Source organism: Escherichia sp. E4385 (genome assembly GCF_963883145.1).
In the GTDB taxonomy this organism is placed as follows: Bacteria; Pseudomonadota; Gammaproteobacteria; order Enterobacterales; family Enterobacteriaceae; genus Escherichia.
In genome coordinates this window covers 596,446-611,426 of sequence record NZ_CAWOOJ010000002.1, presented here as the reverse complement: position 1 = coordinate 611,426, position 14,981 = coordinate 596,446, and the positions used below count along the sequence as shown (strand labels likewise).

Below are 14,981 nucleotides of genomic sequence, written 5' to 3'. Positions count from 1 at the left end.
ATGCATCGTATAGACACGAAAACCGCGCAGAAGGATAAGTTCGGCGCGGGTAAGAACGGTTTTACCCGTGGCAACCCCCAGACCGGTACGCCTGCCACCGATCTGGATGATGACTACTTTGATATGTTGCAGGAGGAACTTGCTGGAATAGTTGAAGACGCCGGGCTGTCACTTGATAAATCGAGACATGACCAGCTAAGGGAAGCACTACCACTCTTCCTTAAGTTAAAAGAAGCTGCAAAACGTCCAGTTGGTACCAGTGATATTAACTATATTCCCGATATGAGCAGTTTCCAGTCAGAACGTTACTGGCAAAAACTACCGGGTAAAATTATTCAATGGGTGCCGATCCCCCCGCATGATGGTGACCAGGTTATCAACTTACCTATTCCTTTCCCTGGGGGAATTTTAGGCTTTGCAGTGGGTGCCGGATATGAACCAACCAGCGGGAGAATTACCACGTTTGCAATAAATGTTGGAACAGGACCGACATCAACCATTATTTCTCGCGCCAGTGATTTTATTTCTGGTGGTTCATGTATTTTGATAGGTTTCTGAAAGATGAATAAATACCTGTATGACAGCAAAACAAATGCCTTCTACCCATTAATTTTGAAGGCAGACTATGAGCGTTCAGGCACCTGGCCTGAAAGTGGTGTGGAAGTTGGGGAAGATGTTTTTCTGGAATTTGTGAGAGTGAATCCAGGGAAAGTCCGGGTTGCCGGAGAAGATGGGATGCCTGTATGGGCAGATGCACCGGAACCAACGCAGGAACAACTCATTTCCTCGGCAACCAGAGAAAAAAAACGTCGCCTCGATGATGCCAATAATTATATGAACAACAAGCAGTGGCCTGGCAAAGCTGCCATAGGTCGTCTGAAAGGTGAAGAACTGGCTCAATACAATTTGTGGCTTGATTATTTGGATGCTCTTGATGCGGTTGACCCTTCCAGTGCTCCGGATATTCAGTGGCCGGAAGAACCAGGTGCAATGTAAGCGAAAAAGAAAAACCGCAGACACGTCGTATGCAGGACGTGCTGCGGTTGGCTTGTGAACGTTCGATAGTGCGAGTATTGAATGATTTCCAGCCGTTACAGATTTTACGTGTTAATTAGTGAACAAACCACTCGTCAGCAGACTCCCAGGTATCTTTCAGAGTCTCCTGAACAAATGTTTTTGCAGAATCCTTATCTGCGGTGCGTGTAACAGAAAGGCCATCGTTGCTGGTGGCTTTTACGATCACCTCTACATCGTCATAACGTTTACTGATGCGTCGGGTTAATTCTTCCTTTAACGCATCCACAGCACCGGTTGGCATTTTAGTCATTTTTTCTTTGGCTATGCAGATTTCAATACGCATAAAAGTCCCTCTATACTGTGTTTGTATACAGTATTATTTTTAACTGTATGGATAAACAGTGTCAAGAGGTCTTATTTCTGCTCCTTTGGAGCTCTTCAAAACGATTATGTAAAGATTTCGGATACAGTTCGGTATATACCTGCCATAGCACGTTTAATGAACGATGCCCTGTAACCTGGGCGACTTCCTCAATACTAAAACCAGCCTCAAATAAGCGACTTGCCCCTTCTCTACGCAAATCATGGTATCGCAGATCCTTAATACCTAATTTGCTTCTTACCCTCTGAAATCCCGCAGTAACAGAAGTGCTGTTATATGGAAAAATGAATTCCGATTTTTGGGGCTGTCGTTGGACGATATCCCAGGCTTCCCCAAGCAAGGCTACTTTCATGTGGTTGCCTTCCTTTTTGCGTGGATCTTTCCTGTCTCTTACGAGTATAGATTTTTGTTCCTGGTCGAGATCTTCCCATCGTAACCGGCATACTTCTCCGATTCGCATACAGGACCACACAGAAAATTTGAGGATATCAACGAACGGAATTTTTGAGCATTTATGAGTAGATCGTTGTTGAAGGCCTTCAATGAGCATGTCCAGTTCATCAGATGCTGGTCTACGATTACGACGGTATGATTTACCAATCAAACCAAGTTTAAGTAAATATGGACGAGCACTTTTCGCCGGGTTTGATGTGTAATTAATTCCGTATACAGGTTTGGCCGCATCCAGAACACTGCCAAGATAACTAACATCGTGGCTGACTGTTGCTGGACCTGCGCCAGCGTTGTTTCTTAGCCTGCAATGTTCAATTACGTCATTTTCTGTCAGTTCAGATAGTTTGATCGCGGAGATGTCACTATCCATAAGCAGTTCTAGCACATATCTTTTAGTACGGCCTGCTTTACCTCCGGCATTTGGGTCATTTAAATATTTGTGTAGTAAGTCACGGACTGTAAGTCCGTCAACTGCATTTGATGATGGAATGCCATATAGATCTAATTCCATCACTTTCTGTGTGCCCCATGTTTTGGCATGAGCATGTTTAGGGAATGTTTTGCTTTCCCTGTAAGTGATAACACCTTTTTCTTTGATAATCACATTACAGCGATAGCGTGGTGTGCCATCGGATTTTAGTCGTTTCTCTATGTTATAGTACGCCATTACACGACCTCGTTATTTCGGGTTCCCATAAAACGTGGGAACCTGTGCGGGAACCTAACGCGAGAAAAATAGCCTGAAATGTTCAAAAATGCACGATAATCATGAAACACAAAAAATTAATCAAACCAGCGTGATGCCTGAAAAAACTGGTGTTTACTGGAATTCTCGGTTTAGCATTGCTCCCATGCTCGACTGGACGGACAGACACTGCCGTTATTTCCTGCGTCTGCTCTCCCGTAATACGTTGCTCTATACCGAAATGGTGACCACAGGGGCGATTATTCACGGTAAAGGTGATTACCTGGCATACAGTGAAGAAGAGCATCCGGTGGCGTTGCAGTTGGGCGGTAGCGATCCGGCGGCGCTGGCGCAGTGCGCGAAGCTGGCAGAAGCGCGCGGATATGATGAGATCAACCTGAATGTCGGCTGCCCGTCAGACCGGGTACAGAACGGCATGTTTGGCGCGTGCCTGATGGGGAATGCGCAACTGGTGGCTGACTGCGTAAAAGCGATGCGCGATGTAGTGTCGATTCCAGTGACGGTGAAAACGCGTATTGGCATTGACGACCAGGACAGCTATGAATTTCTCTGTGATTTTATCGACACCGTTTCCGGCAAAGGCGAATGCGAGATGTTTATCATCCACGCGCGTAAAGCCTGGCTCTCCGGTTTAAGCCCAAAAGAAAACCGTGAGATCCCGCCGCTCGATTACCCGCGCGTCTATCAACTGAAGCGTGATTTCCCGCATCTGACTATGTCGATTAACGGCGGCATCAAGTCACTGGAAGAGGCTAAAGCACACCTGCAACATATGGATGGCGTGATGGTCGGGCGTGAAGCGTATCAAAACCCAGGCATTCTGGCGGCGGTGGATCGTGAGATTTTTGGTTCCTCGGATACCGATGCCGACCCGGTGGCAGTGGTGCGCGCCATGTACCCGTACATTGAGCGTGAACTCAGCCAGGGGACGTATCTCGGTCATATCACCCGGCATATGCTGGGGCTGTTCCAGGGGATTCCCGGCGCGCGTCAGTGGCGGCGGTATTTAAGTGAAAATGCCCATAAAGCGGGCGCTGACATTAACGTGCTGGAACATGCGCTCAAGCTGGTGGCTGATAAGCGTTAATTTTTCACCACAAAGTAGTCAAATTCACCACGCCCTGCGCTTCGACGCGGGGCGTTTTGTTGATAAATCAATATGTTATTTCTGGCATGATTCTTGTAAAGCCAGCAAGAGATTTCATATTTGGGAGAACATCATGCTGGAACTACTTTTTGTGATTGGCTTTTTTGTCATGTTGATGGTCACCGGCGTTTCATTGCTGGGCATTATCGCTGCGCTGGTTGTGGCGACGGCCATTATGTTCCTCGGTGGGATGCTGGCATTGATGATTAAGTTGCTGCCGTGGCTGCTGTTGGCGATTGCGGTAGTGTGGGTGATCAAGGCGATTAAAGCACCAAAAGTGCCGAAATATCAGCGTTATGACCGCTGGCGTTACTAAGGGATTGTGCGGATGATCACAACCTCAGGTTTTATCCTTAGAACAAAATAGGAATTGATAATCAAATCTGTCACTATTGCGCGTCAAACAAATTCATCGAGCTGTACCCTACATACAGCCGAACTATAAAAGAAAGGGCTTCCCAGGTGGAAGCCCAATTTCTTTATGGAATCAGTAAGCTGGAACCCTGCGTCGCCCGGCTTTCCAGAATCTCATGCGCACGCCGCGCATCCTTCAGCGGGTATTTCTGATGTTCTGCGACATCCACTTTAATTACGCCGCTGGCAATCAAAGAAAACAGTTCATTACTGGCTTCGGTTAACTCATCCCGCGTAGTGATATAGCCTTGTAGGGAAGGGCGCGTTACATATAGCGAGCCTTTCTGATTGAGAATGCCTAAGTTCACACCCGTCACCGCGCCTGATGAGTTGCCAAAACTGACCATTAAACCGCGACGTTGCAGGCAATCCAGCGAGCGTTCCCAGGTGTCTCTACCCACGGAATCGTACACTACGCGCACTTTCTTGCCGTCGGTAATCTCTTTTAACCGCTCGACCAGATTCTCTTCGCGATAGTTAATCACCTGCCACGCGCCTGCTTTTAAGGCGCTTTGCGCTTTTTGCGCCGTTCCCACGGTGCCGATAAGTTTTGCCCCTAAGGCTTTTGCCCACTGACAGGCAATTAAGCCCACGCCGCCAGCAGCCGCATGGAACAGGAACTGTTCGTCAGGTTTGATTTCATACGTTTTGCGTAGCAGATAATAAACCGTTAAGCCTTTCAGGAATGATGCGGCGGCTTGCTCAAAAGAGATCGCCGCGGGAAGAATTGCGGCTTTATCGGCATTGACGTTATGCACAGAGCTGTAAGCCCCTAACGTTGACTGTGCATAAACCACGCGATCGCCTGCTTTAATATGCTTCACGCCGCTACCGACTTTGCTCACGATGCCAGCCGCTTCTGTGCCTAATCCACTGGGCAGCGATGGCGGCGGATAAAGGCCGCTGCGGATATACGTGTCGATAAAATTAATGCCAATGGCTTTATTTTCGACCTGGATTTCATTCTCTGCCGGATCGACAGGCGTGAACTCCACGGCTTGCAGAACTTCCGGGCCACCGTGCTTGTGAAATTCGATGCGTGTTGCCATTTAAACTCCTTTACTGAGCGACATATCTGTTTTAAGCCTAACAGTAGTCGCCGGGCCGCGCGGGGATTTTTTCCGGGCAGTGGTCACAACCCGGAATATCTCTGGTCAGTATTGAAACAGCGTCGCCGCAATCCAGTTTTGCCACTGGCGCTCAAAGTTGGTTAGCGTTAATACGCCCCGCTTACGGCACAAGCGAATCCAGGCATGGCAATCATTAGCTTCCAGACAAACACAAATCATGTATTGCCGGGCATCCTGATTTTCTGGTCGAAAACGCCAGGTCAGGAGTGGCCCACCTGGCGTTTGCGGTGCGATACCGGCTTCGCCATCATAGACAGCCCTGGCGCCACGGCTCCCGCCACCATTTTCGATATAGCATTGTAAAGAGCGCAGTACAGCCAGCGCCAGTTGCGCACTTTGCCGCCACTGGAAAGATTGGGCGAGGCTGTTTTCATCGCTTTGAATGCCTTCCCGGCGAATATCTTCACAAAGTGTTGCTATAGTTTGCGCGGCAGTGTTGATCCCCTGCGTATGACACAAAATTGCAGCATGGTGGCTCATGGTATTTTGTATCGTTTCTCGCACGTCGTCGCGCAGCAGCCCCTGATTCAGGAACTGTTGCGCCTCATTAATCGTGCTGAGAATTTGTTGCCTCTCGAGAGGGAGGTCCTGACTTTTCTGATGAGCAATATGCAATGCACAGCGGCGGGCGAAAACTTGCCCGGCATTGAGCGCCGACCCACCAGGACGCGTCACACCATGTGTTCCGGCATTTTCTCCGGCAGCATAACAACCAGTTAGCGATGTACGCCCCCAAATATCAACATCAATTCCGCCATTAAGATGTTGATTGTTTAGCGTAAATTTTAGCGGTGAGGCTGTGAGATCATGACCATGCATCTGATACAAACGAATAGCCAGAGGATTCATCTGTGTTAATCGCGCCAGCGGTTGCGCCAGCAGGGCGTGATTTTGTTGCAGATAGTCGATGACATCATCATCCAGTTCCCGCAGGTTGAATGGCGTTCCGTCCGCTGCGGGTTCGGGTTCCCGCAGAAAATCGAGGAAAACATCGCGCCCTTTTTGTGTCTCCTCATACACCGCGACATCCAGCAGGCTGGAGCCATATTCCAGCATTCGTTCCGCGTGAAACGGCCACTGGTAACCTTTGCGAAATATCGCGGAGGCCAGCATACGAGTCGTGGGGTAATAAGCTGCCAGAAAATTATACTGACGTCCGGAGTGGTCCTGCGAGTAGATGCGCGGCATCGCTTGCATGTAAGTACCGGAAAGATTCCACGGAAATTGGCTGCGCGGTGTACCTATACCAAACTGACTCTCCGTAAGATTCACCAGGCTTATACCTGCTTCCAACGCCATGCCCAACGCACTAAAACAGTTCACCGGATAGACACTGTCACGATAAAGTTCACCTGGCCCGCCCGTGGCTAAAACCAGATGTTGGCAGCGAATCACTATCATTCGCCAGGGATTATCCCGACAGGATTTATCGATAGCGATCACCCCTACGACTCGTCTGTTTTCTCCTTCACCGCGGGTCAGGATACGAATCGCCGTTGTGTGATCGCGCAGAGGAATATTAAGGCGCATTGCCTCCAGAGCCAGAACTTTAACCATCAGGCGAGAAGTTCGTGGGCCGCAACTGGTGGCGCGACCGAACTCATCGTGATCGGTTTGATAACGCAACGTTGCGCCAAAGAGATCTTCTGGCAGATCCAGACCCAGATATTTCAGTACTTCACAGGTGTTCACTGAGCCGACGGCTTCAACATAGGCAGTGTCATGATCCATCGAACCGCCCGCCGCCAGAGTGTCACTTAATGCCAGAAAATGGTCACCATTTGCACGGGTATTGGCGGTGTGGAGAGTTTGTTTATCAGAACCAGAACAGGCGGAAGTGCCCCAGAAGGCTTTGCTGGAGGCTACCATGACATCGATATTTTGCCGTTTCAGCTCGACGGCAGCTCGCCATCCGGCAGCACCACTGCCTAGCACCAGCGTGTTGCAGCGGTACTCAGGTAAAATGGCGCCGTTAAGGTCGATACTACCGCTGGCTTGAGCCAGCGGTGAGTAATGGGGCATTTTGATATCAGTGAGCGCCGTTAGCGTTTCGTCAATCATTGCGTCCCACCTATTTCATCAGACTTTCGATTAAGCCGCTCATTGCCATATAGCCCATGATTAGCGTAAATGCGCTTATGGCAATAAACATGACGTTTTCCCAGCGCGAGCAACGATATTCGCCCATTAACGAAGGCTTGTTCGCCAGCCAGAACATACATAAAACAGTCAGCGGCAGAATAATGGCGTTAAAGGCCTGGCTGGCAATCATCACCAATACCGGGCGTGCGTGGAACAGCGGCACAACCAGACAAAGCAGAGACATAACCGTCATCAGGATACGGTAACCTGGGCTAACTTCGTTGCTGGTATCACGCCAGTCAGCCAGCAGCCAGGGCGTTAACAGTAAATTCGGGAACTGACTGGAAAGCCCGGCAGCAACAATACCAATAACAAATAGTCCCACGGCAGCCGAGCCAGCAATAGGTTCGAGAATAATGACCATTTGCGAGGCGTTATTTAAACCTGTGCCAGTTTGATACAACGTACCCGCAGCCGCAGCCATCACCGCCGCACTGATGATGAACATCATTCCTGCACTGACAATGGCATCACGATTTTGATGAGGCAGATTGTCCACACCCCAACCATTACTTTTTACCAGAGTCGTGCGCATAAGAAACATTGCTGGCGCTACGGTGGTACCCACCATGCCAGAAATTATCAGAAATGGCGTACTGTTATCGCCAGCAACAGGATCGGGAACAGACGGAATAAATCCGGCCAGCAGATCTGCGACCGGCGGCATCATAATGAAAAAATTAATCACAAACGCCAGCCCCATAATGCCAACCAGCGCGGAGAGGATTTTGTCGAACCCGGCGTTGCTGTTGGTCCAGAGCATCACGTTAATCATAATGACCATCGCGATAGCCCAGACGAGTGCTGAGATACCGCCACTAAACCAGGTCGTGGACCATGTTGCCATTACATCCGCCAGAATGCCCATTACCCCCATAATGGAACCACTGACGGCAACGGTTAACCCGATCAGAAACAACATAGCAACGCCAGGATGGATATGGCGACGAAATGCAGTCAACGCGCGTTCACCTGTGACGGAAGCATAACGACCATAAATACGGATTAAAAACCAGGTAACAATGCAAGAAAGCGCCACGGTCCACATCAGCGAGACGCCATAGTTTGCACCCGCTTTCGCCATAGTGGTGATACTGCCTGTCCCAATGCTGTAGCCAATAAGAAAGATGCCAGGCGCAAAGGCCGCAAGTTTTGTCATTATTCGCCGGAATAAAGAAGGCGTTTGGGGAACAGAGGTTGTCATATTCATTATCTTTCTTTCCTTGTAAGAGGCTTTCAGCGCGCCTGAAAGTGCGGGAGACGCTTCTCGGCGAATGCCTGACTTCCTTCACGAGCATCTTCAGTAGTGGCGGAAAAAGCGCCAGCAAGCGCTTCAAGCGTCGAGGCAACGGCAATACCTTCTCCGGCATCGATAACTTGCTTGGCGATCTGCACAGCAACCGGAGCACGTTGGGCGATACGTTGTGCCAGTTGCAGCCCGGCGTCGTGTAACGTTTCCCTGGCGACAACACGATTCACCAGCCCGCAGGACAGCGCACGCTGTGCATCTAGTGGTTCGCCGGTAAATACCAGTTCTTTCACCAGTGAACGCCCAAGTAGTGCCGTCAGCCGCTGCGTTCCTGACCAGCCAGGCACTGTCGCCAGTCCGGTTTCTGGTAGCGCCATCCGAGCCTCGGCGCTACAAATACGGATATCGGCGGTAGCAGCCAGTTCCAGACCACCGCCATAAGCCAGTCCGTGCACCAGGGCGATTACGGGTTGTGGCAGTTGTGCCAGAGCGTCAAATGCCTGATGACCGCGGCGGATCCAGTTGCGCCACATATCAAGTGCAGAAAGAGAGGTCCAGCGATGAATATCCGCACCAACACAAAACGCTTTTTCACTGGCGCTGGTCAGCAGAACCACGCGGATCTCCGAATCCGTTTCCAGCGTGTGGCAATGTGTCAGCAGCTGTTCAAGCATCTCCGGGGTTAATGCGTTGAGTTTCGCCGGACGATTAATCACCAGAGTGGCAATGAAAGCGTTGCGCTGGAGGTCAATAGTGCCGTTATTCATGGTGACGTCCTTGTTGAAAATAGTGGGGATTCATTAGCTTGAGATCGTCTGCCAGACGGAGTGGGGCATCGCTTTGGGCGAGAATGTCGCGTTCAGGATCAATACCAGGGGCAATTTCTGTGACCAGTAGCCCGTCTGGTGTTAATTCCAGAACGCAGCGTTCAGTGATGTACTGCACTTGCTGCCCGAGTCTTATTGCGCGTTTGCCGGAGAACGTCACGTGGGCGACTTCTTGCACCAGCTTTTTGGCTTTGCCTTCTTTAATGATACGCAGCTGACCATCATCCAGTTGCAGCTGGGCACCAGCATTGAAAAAGCCAGAGAAAATAATTCGCTTCGCATGTGAAGTGATATCAATAAACCCACCGCATCCGGCAGTGACATGTGGACGGGCAGGCAGATGCGAGACGTTTACTGAGCCATCTGCGCCGATTTGTAAAAATGACATCAGAGTGAGATCAAAACCCCCGCCCTGGAAATAGGTGAACTGCTGGGGAGAGGGCAAAAATGCTTCTGCATTAGAGGCGCAGCCGAATTGAAATTCCAGTAGTGGAACTCCGCCAATTGCGCCCTGTTCCAGCAGCCAGGTGACATCACCGTGGCGACCTTGTTCCAGTAAAATACGCGGTACATTGGCAGAAATACCAAAGCCAATATTTACCGCATCTCCACTTTGTAGTTCTTGCGCGACTCGCTGGGCAATAACCCGCGCCGGGCCATGTTCCATATAACGAAAGGCGGACAGCGGACGACTGATTTCGCCGGAAATGGCAGGTTCGTATTGTGTTTGCGTGGTTTGTGTTTGTTCCGGCGCAATCACGATGTAATCCACCAGTACACCCGGAATACGCACCTCTTTTGGTTTCAGACTTCCGGCGGCAACCTGCCGTTTTACCTGCGCAATTACGATGCCACCGTTATTGCGAACAGCTGTGGCCTGTTCCAGTGGCCCAAGATAAGCCCCTTCATGTTCATAAGTCAGGTTGCCGCGTTCATCGGCAGTGGTAGCGCGAATGATCGCTACCTGGGGCACGATGCTGGGGAAAAACAGCCAGTCGTCGTTAGCAAATCGAACACGTTCAACCAGAGATTGTTGCGCCGCTTTTTCATTCATTGCGCCGCCCTGCAACAGGGGATCCACATAGGTATCCATGCCTGTTTGTGTCAGCACGCCAGGACGATGAGCCGCCGCTTCCCGGTGCATATCAAATAAGATCCCGGAAGGCAGATTCCAGGCGGGGATCGCGTTGTCATTGATCATTTGCCAGATTAACGGAGGCGTCATTGATGATGGCCCGGAGGGGTAGGAGCCAGCGATCACTTTTGCCAGTAAACCCGATTGCGCCAGATGATCGATGCCTTTTACGCCATACATATCACCTGCGGCGATAGGGTGGATGCTGGTGATGTTTTGCGGATGTCCGGCATGTTGAAAGCGTTCACCTATTGCTGCCAGCACGGCATCAGGACACCCCATTCCACTGGAGGAGGAGACGGTGACAACTGCGCCATCAGCAATCAAATCTGCAGCTTCCGATGCAGTGATCGTGCGTACAGAGCACATAATAATTTCCTTATTTCGATATAAAAATAATTAAAAATATCAATGTAAAACAACATGATAGCTATTATAAATTAATTGGAACGATCTAATTTATGCGTAGTTTGTACGATTGGCGTGCAAAAAATACAACAAGGGAAGTATGAATCTGTGATCGAAACGACGATCTCCTGCGATCCATGGCGTTAACGGATCGCATGAGTAAAAGGAGATTATGATAAAGTAAATGCCTTGATCTTATGGGGGGTTGGAGTAGTCATGGCGAAGTCGGATACAGGAAGAAAGCGGGTAACATTAACCGATGTTGCACGTGCGGCTGGCGTTTCGAAATCGACCGTGTCGCTGGTACTCAACGACAGTCCGCTTATCAAAAAAGAGACGCAACAAAAAGTCCAGCAAGCCATTGAGCAATTAGGCTATGTCTATAACCGTTTTGCTGCCAATCTGCGTTCACAAAAATCGCTGACTATCGGCGTGGTGATTGATGATTTGACCAACCCTTTTTTCGCTGAATTTACAATGGGCCTTGAGATCACGCTGGCGGAGCACGGTTTTATCACCGTAATGTCCAATACCTCCCAGCGTAGCGATCGGCAAAAACAGGTACTTGATACCTTGCTGGAACACCACGTCGCGGGCATTGTCCTCTGTCCAGTAAACAGCACCTCAGAAGCCGATTTACAGCGTTATGCCAACAGTTCCACACCCTTATTAATCACAATGCGCCCTCTGGACTGGCAACAATTGCCCGTCGATTACGTTGGCGTGGACAGCCACGCAGGCGTCCGGGAAGCTACGGAATATCTCATTCAACAAGGGCACAGAGACATCGTGTTTATTGGGGGACTTACGCACCATATGCGTTATCAGGGATACCTGGAGGCGATGAACCATCATGATTTACAGCCGTGGAGCACTGATGCTTTTTCGCTGCGTGCTGAACCGACTCAGGCCAACGGTTACCAGTTGATGCAACAACTGTTGGATATGCCTTCGCCACCCACAGCGGTGATTTGTTATAACGATTTAATGGCTTTTGGCGCGGAGTCGGCACTAGGCGAAAGAGGATTATTTGCCGGGGAAGATATTTCGTTGATTGGTAATGATGGCGTGGCGGCTTGTGCTTACAGTAACCCGCCGTTAACCACAATTGCGGTAGAACCATTGGCTCTGGGGAAACAGGCGGCGCAGCAAATTTTACGGCGTATTGCGCAGCCAGACGCACCGCTCAGCCATTACGTCTATCGCCCAACCCTGCAAATTCGCGCTTCTACCGGAAGACGGGGGCGTTAAATGCTGTAGCGAGAAACCGTTTCTCGCTATACTCTCTAGTCCTTTTTTAACAGCAGGTAACTCCATTCACTATGGCTGGAAATAAACCCTTCAACAAACAGCAGGCTGAGCTTCGCGAACGCGATCCACAAGTTGCCGGGCTGAAAGTGCCTCCGCACTCGATCGAAGCGGAGCAGTCGGTGTTGGGCGGTTTAATGCTGGATAACGAACGCTGGGACGATGTGGCCGAGCGTGTAGTGGCAGACGATTTCTACACCCGTCCGCACCGCCATATCTTTACCGAAATGGCGCGTTTGCAGGAAGGCGGTAGCCCGATAGACCTGATAACTCTGGCGGAATCGCTGGAGCGCCAGGGGCAACTTGATAGCGTCGGTGGTTTCGCTTATCTGGCAGAGCTGTCAAAAAATACGCCAAGTGCGGCGAACATCAGCGCTTATGCTGACATCGTGCGGGAACGTGCTGTTGTCCGTGAGATGATCTCAGTTGCTAACGAGATTGCCGAAGCTGGTTTTGATCCGCAAGGGCGCACCAGTGAAGACTTGCTGGACCTTGCTGAATCCCGCGTCTTTAAAATTGCCGAAAGTCGCGCCAATAAAGACGAAGGGCCGAAGAACATCGCCGATGTGCTCGACGCTACCGTGGCGCGTATTGAGCAACTGTTCCAGCAGCCGCACGATGGCGTCACCGGGGTAAACACCGGCTATGACGATCTCAACAAAAAAACCGCCGGTTTGCAGCCGTCGGACTTGATTATCGTCGCGGCGCGTCCGTCGATGGGTAAAACGACATTTGCGATGAACCTCGTCGAAAATGCGGCGATGTTGCAGGATAAACCGGTACTTATCTTCTCGCTGGAGATGCCATCGGAACAGATTATGATGCGTTCTCTGGCATCGCTGTCGCGCGTTGACCAGACCAAAATCCGTACCGGGCAACTGGATGATGAAGACTGGGCGCGTATTTCCGGCACGATGGGCATTTTGCTCGAGAAACGTAACATCTATATTGATGACTCCTCCGGTCTGACGCCAACGGAAGTGCGCTCGCGCGCGCGTCGTATTGCCCGTGAGCACGGCGGCATCGGGCTTATCATGATCGACTACCTGCAGCTGATGCGTGTGCCGTCACTTTCCGACAACCGTACGCTGGAAATTGCGGAAATCTCCCGCTCGCTGAAGGCGCTGGCAAAAGAACTGAATGTGCCGGTGGTGGCCCTGTCCCAGTTGAACCGTTCTCTGGAACAACGTGCCGACAAACGTCCGGTCAACTCCGACTTGCGTGAATCCGGCTCCATCGAGCAGGATGCGGACTTGATCATGTTTATCTATCGTGATGAGGTTTATCACGAGAACAGTGATTTGAAAGGCATCGCGGAAATTATTATCGGTAAACAACGTAACGGCCCAATCGGGACGGTACGCCTGACCTTTAACGGTCAATGGTCGCGCTTCGACAACTACGCGGGGCCGCAGTACGATGACGAATAATAATTATTTTATGTATTAGGTAATTAAAGCAAACACTTATCAAGGAATACAAATGCAAGCGGCAACTGTAGTGATTAACCGCCGCGCTCTGCGACACAACTTGCAACGTCTGCGTGAACTGGCCCCCGCCAGTAAACTGGTTGCGGTGGTGAAAGCGAACGCTTATGGTCACGGTCTTCTTGAAACCGCGCGAACGCTTCCTGATGCCGACGCCTTTGGCGTAGCCCGTCTCGAAGAAGCCCTGCGGCTTAGAGCAGGGGGCATCACGCAACCTATATTGTTACTGGAAGGCTTTTTTGAAGCAGACGATCTGCCGACGATCTCCGCTGAACATCTGCATACCGCCGTGCATAACGAAGAACAGCTTGCTGCTCTGGAAGAGGCCAGTCTGGAGGAGCCAGTTACCGTCTGGATGAAACTCGACACCGGTATGCACCGACTGGGCGTTTTACCGGAACAAGCTGAGGCGTTTTATCAACGTCTTACGCAATGTAAAAACGTCCGTCAGCCGGTGAATATTGTCAGCCACTTTGCTCGCGCTGATGAGCCAAAATGCGGCGCGACTGAGAAACAACTCGATATCTTCAATACCTTTTGCGAAGGCAAACCCGGCAAGCGTTCAATCGCCGCATCGGGTGGAATTTTGTTATGGCCGCAGTCGCATTTTGATTGGGTGCGCCCGGGCATCATTCTTTACGGCGTGTCACCGCTGGAAGATGGCTCCACCGGTGCTGATTTCGGTTGCCAGCCAGTGATGTCTCTGACCTCCAGCCTGATTGCCGTGCGTGAGCATAAAGCGGGTGAACCGGTAGGCTATGGCGGCACCTGGATTAGCGAACGCGATACCCGCCTTGGCGTGGTGGCGATGGGCTATGGCGATGGCTACCCGCGCGCCGCGCCGTCCGGTACGCCAGTGCTGGTTAATGGTCGTGAAGTGCCGATTGTTGGTCGCGTGGCGATGGATATGATCTGCGTAGATTTAGGTCCACAGGCGCAGGATAAAGCCGGGGACCAGGTCATTTTATGGGGTGAAGGTTTGCCCGTAGAGCGTATCGCGGAAATAACAAAAGTGAGTGCTTACGAACTTATCACGCGCCTGACGTCAAGGGTCGCGATGAAATACGTGGATTAATCGTTCTGTAATAGTTGATTGTCTGTGCCGGATGCGGCGTGAATGCCTTATCCGGCACGTAATATCTTGTAAATTCAATAAATTGATATTCTCGCATAGGC

General features: G+C 50.6%; 14 protein-coding genes. 7 read left to right on the top strand and 7 right to left on the bottom strand.

The window, feature by feature from the left end; genetic code table 11:
- Window positions 1–558 carry a hypothetical protein gene (locus AACS80_RS23925; protein ID WP_445236438.1) on the top strand — a complete coding sequence of 186 codons (558 nt, stop codon included), beginning with the start codon at window positions 1–3 and terminating at the stop codon, window positions 556–558.
- Window positions 559–561: 3 nt separating this feature from the next.
- Window positions 562–996: a tail fiber assembly protein gene (locus tag AACS80_RS05260; RefSeq protein ID WP_138183685.1), complete on the top strand. Its 435-nt coding sequence runs from the start codon at window positions 562–564 to the stop codon at window positions 994–996.
- A gap of 115 nt (window positions 997–1,111) precedes the next feature.
- Here AACS80_RS05260 and AACS80_RS05255 read toward each other — a convergent pair whose 3' ends face one another.
- Together AACS80_RS05255 and AACS80_RS05250 are read right to left on the bottom strand one after the other, a co-directional pair.
- On the bottom strand, window positions 1,112–1,360 hold the full coding sequence (locus tag AACS80_RS05255) for a DinI-like family protein (protein ID WP_001217553.1): 249 nt from the start codon (window positions 1,358–1,360) through the stop codon (window positions 1,112–1,114).
- A gap of 61 nt (window positions 1,361–1,421) precedes the next feature.
- Window positions 1,422–2,519, bottom strand: a complete 1,098-nt coding sequence (locus AACS80_RS05250) for a tyrosine-type recombinase/integrase (RefSeq protein ID WP_135410828.1) — start codon at window positions 2,517–2,519, stop codon at window positions 1,422–1,424.
- A gap of 88 nt (window positions 2,520–2,607) precedes the next feature.
- Here AACS80_RS05250 and dusA point away from each other — a divergent pair, with 88 nt between their 5' ends.
- Complete coding sequence (dusA, locus tag AACS80_RS05245; RefSeq protein WP_135410829.1) at window positions 2,608–3,645, top strand: tRNA dihydrouridine(20/20a) synthase DusA; 1,038 nt, start codon at window positions 2,608–2,610, stop codon at window positions 3,643–3,645.
- Between the two features lie 133 nt (window positions 3,646–3,778).
- Window positions 3,779–4,021 (top strand): envelope stress response protein PspG, encoded by a 243-nt coding sequence (pspG, locus tag AACS80_RS05240; RefSeq protein ID WP_000891404.1) that lies wholly within the window; start codon window positions 3,779–3,781, stop codon window positions 4,019–4,021.
- A 163-nt stretch (window positions 4,022–4,184) separates the two neighbouring features.
- On the opposite strand, the gene AACS80_RS05235 is transcribed toward pspG, so the two are convergent.
- The 5 genes from AACS80_RS05235 to AACS80_RS05215 all read right to left on the bottom strand — a co-directional run bounded on the left by AACS80_RS05235 (window position 4,185) and on the right by AACS80_RS05215 (window position 10,971).
- Window positions 4,185–5,168 (bottom strand): quinone oxidoreductase, encoded by a 984-nt coding sequence (locus AACS80_RS05235; protein WP_130224282.1) that lies wholly within the window; start codon window positions 5,166–5,168, stop codon window positions 4,185–4,187.
- Window positions 5,169–5,273: 105 nt separating this feature from the next.
- On the bottom strand, window positions 5,274–7,310 hold the full coding sequence (locus AACS80_RS05230; protein WP_135410830.1) for an FAD-dependent oxidoreductase: 2,037 nt from the start codon (window positions 7,308–7,310) through the stop codon (window positions 5,274–5,276).
- 10 nt (window positions 7,311–7,320) lie between these two features.
- Window positions 7,321–8,550, bottom strand: coding sequence for an Nramp family divalent metal transporter (locus AACS80_RS05225; protein WP_167852434.1), 1,230 nt, complete (start codon window positions 8,548–8,550; stop codon window positions 7,321–7,323).
- A gap of 77 nt (window positions 8,551–8,627) precedes the next feature.
- On the bottom strand, window positions 8,628–9,407 hold the full coding sequence (locus tag AACS80_RS05220) for an enoyl-CoA hydratase/isomerase family protein (protein ID WP_135410832.1): 780 nt from the start codon (window positions 9,405–9,407) through the stop codon (window positions 8,628–8,630).
- The gene (locus AACS80_RS05215; protein ID WP_135408642.1) at window positions 9,400–10,971 is read right to left on the bottom strand and encodes an acyl CoA:acetate/3-ketoacid CoA transferase; all 1,572 of its coding nucleotides are present in this window, start codon (window positions 10,969–10,971) and stop codon (window positions 9,400–9,402) included. Before AACS80_RS05215 ends, AACS80_RS05220 begins: the two co-directional genes overlap by 8 nt.
- Window positions 10,972–11,226: 255 nt before the next feature.
- Between AACS80_RS05215 and AACS80_RS05210 the strand changes: the two genes are divergently transcribed.
- The 3 genes from AACS80_RS05210 (at window position 11,227) to alr (ending at window position 14,880) form a co-directional block, all read left to right on the top strand.
- Window positions 11,227–12,261 carry a LacI family DNA-binding transcriptional regulator gene (locus AACS80_RS05210; protein WP_130205808.1) on the top strand — a complete coding sequence of 345 codons (1,035 nt, stop codon included), beginning with the start codon at window positions 11,227–11,229 and terminating at the stop codon, window positions 12,259–12,261.
- Between the two features lie 71 nt (window positions 12,262–12,332).
- Window positions 12,333–13,748 carry a replicative DNA helicase gene (gene dnaB, locus AACS80_RS05205; RefSeq protein ID WP_130205810.1) on the top strand — a complete coding sequence of 472 codons (1,416 nt, stop codon included), beginning with the start codon at window positions 12,333–12,335 and terminating at the stop codon, window positions 13,746–13,748.
- 52 nt (window positions 13,749–13,800) lie between these two features.
- Window positions 13,801–14,880: an alanine racemase gene (gene alr / locus AACS80_RS05200; protein ID WP_130218569.1), complete on the top strand. Its 1,080-nt coding sequence runs from the start codon at window positions 13,801–13,803 to the stop codon at window positions 14,878–14,880.
- Window positions 14,881–14,981: the final 101 nt, after the last annotated feature.